Origin of the sequence: Myroides phaeus (assembly GCF_900099675.1) — a bacterium.
Lineage (GTDB): Bacteria > Bacteroidota > Bacteroidia > Flavobacteriales > Flavobacteriaceae > Flavobacterium > Flavobacterium phaeum.
This window is the reverse complement of the sequence record NZ_FNDQ01000043.1, coordinates 1-1,977: the sequence shown is the minus strand read 5'-3', so window position 1 is coordinate 1,977 and position 1,977 is coordinate 1. Positions and strand designations below refer to the sequence as shown.

Genomic DNA, 1,977 nt, shown 5'->3' with positions numbered 1-1,977 from the left:
TTCTTGTGGAGAATATCGGAGTCGAACCGATGACCTCCTGCGTGCAAGGCAGGCGCTCTAGCCAGCTGAGCTAATCCCCCATAGATATAGATATTTGTGTTATCTGCTTCCATTGGGTTGTGGATAACGCAACCTCTATAATTTCCTTTTAAACCCTTAAGGTATTTAGTAGTCCCGGGCAGACTCGAACTGCCGACCCCTACATTATCAGTGTAGTACTCTAACCAGCTGAGCTACGAGACTCTGTATACTTAAGTGTTTATTTTTTGAACTAACAGCGAGAGTAAAGTATTAATTACTAATTTTTTCTCTAGAAAGGAGGTGTTCCAGCCGCACCTTCCGGTACGGCTACCTTGTTACGACTTAGCCCTAGTTACTAGTTTTACCCTAGGCAGCTCCTTGCGGTCACCGACTTCAGGTACCCCCAGCTTCCATGGCTTGACGGGCGGTGTGTACAAGGCCCGGGAACGTATTCACCGGATCATGGCTGATATCCGATTACTAGCGATTCCAGCTTCATGGAGTCGAGTTGCAGACTCCAATCCGAACTGTGATCAGCTTTTGAGATTCGCATCCTGTCGCCAGGTAGCTGCTTTCTGTACTGACCATTGTAGCACGTGTGTAGCCCAGGACGTAAGGGCCGTGATGATTTGACGTCATCCCCACCTTCCTCACGGTTTGCACCGGCAGTCTTGCTAGAGTTCCCGACATTACTCGATGGTAACTAACAATAGGGGTTGCGCTCGTTATAGGACTTAACCTGACACCTCACGGCACGAGCTGACGACAACCATGCAGCACCTTGTAAATTGTCCGAAGAAAAGTCTGTTTCCAAACCTGTCAATCTACATTTAAGCCCTGGTAAGGTTCCTCGCGTATCATCGAATTAAACCACATGCTCCACCGCTTGTGCGGGCCCCCGTCAATTCCTTTGAGTTTCATTCTTGCGAACGTACTCCCCAGGTGGGATACTTATCACTTTCGCTTAGCCACTCAGTCCGAAAACCGAACAGCTAGTATCCATCGTTTACGGCGTGGACTACCAGGGTATCTAATCCTGTTCGCTCCCCACGCTTTCGTTCATCAGCGTCAATAAGTACGTAGTAACCTGCCTTCGCAATTGGTATTCCATGTAATATCTAAGCATTTCACCGCTACACTACATATTCTAGTTACTTCCATACTATTCAAGTCAAACAGTATCAATGGCCGGGTCTTAGTTAAGCTAAGAAATTTCACCACTGACTTATCCAACCGCCTACGAACCCTTTAAACCCAATAATTCCGGATAACGCTCGGATCCTCCGTATTACCGCGGCTGCTGGCACGGAGTTAGCCGATCCTTATTCTTACAGTACCGTCAAATCGCTACTCGTAGCGAGGTTTCTTCCTGTACAAAAGCAGTTTACAATCCATAGGACCGTCATCCTGCACGCGGCATGGCTGGTTCAGAGTTGCCTCCATTGACCAATATTCCTCACTGCTGCCTCCCGTAGGAGTCTGGTCCGTGTCTCAGTACCAGTGTGGGGGATCTCCCTCTCAGGACCCCTAATCATCGTCGCCTTGGTATGCCGTTACCACACCAACTAGCTAATGATACGCATGCCCATCTTCTACCGATAAATCTTTATTAATTAAATGATGCCATTCAATTAAACCATGGAGCATTAATCCGAATTTCTTCGGGCTATTCCCCTGTAGAAGGTAGGTTGCATACGCGTTACTCACCCGTGCGCCGGTCTCTATTAAGCAAGCTCAATATACCCCTCGACTTGCATGTGTTAGGCCTGCCGCTAGCGTTCATCCTGAGCCAGGATCAAACTCTTCATCGTATATTTTTAATTTCGTTAATTAGCAAGTTAATTCAAATGTAAACATTTGCCTTACTCTCTTAATTTTTGCTGTCAATCCAATATGTCTATGAACGTGTCTTCTTAATTATAATCTCACTTGTCTTTCAAAGCGAGTGCAAAAGTA

Annotated in this window: 2 tRNA genes and 1 rRNA gene; all 3 read right to left on the bottom strand. The window is 46.6% G+C overall.

The window, feature by feature from the left end:
* Positions 1 to 6 precede the first annotated feature (6 nt).
* A tRNA-Ala gene (locus BLT46_RS12855) sits at positions 7 to 80 on the bottom strand.
* Between the two features lie 89 nt (positions 81 to 169).
* Positions 170 to 243: transfer RNA gene (locus BLT46_RS12850), tRNA-Ile, on the bottom strand.
* A gap of 71 nt (positions 244 to 314) precedes the next feature.
* Positions 315 to 1,832, bottom strand: a 16S ribosomal RNA gene (locus BLT46_RS12845).
* Positions 1,833 to 1,977 lie beyond the last annotated feature (145 nt).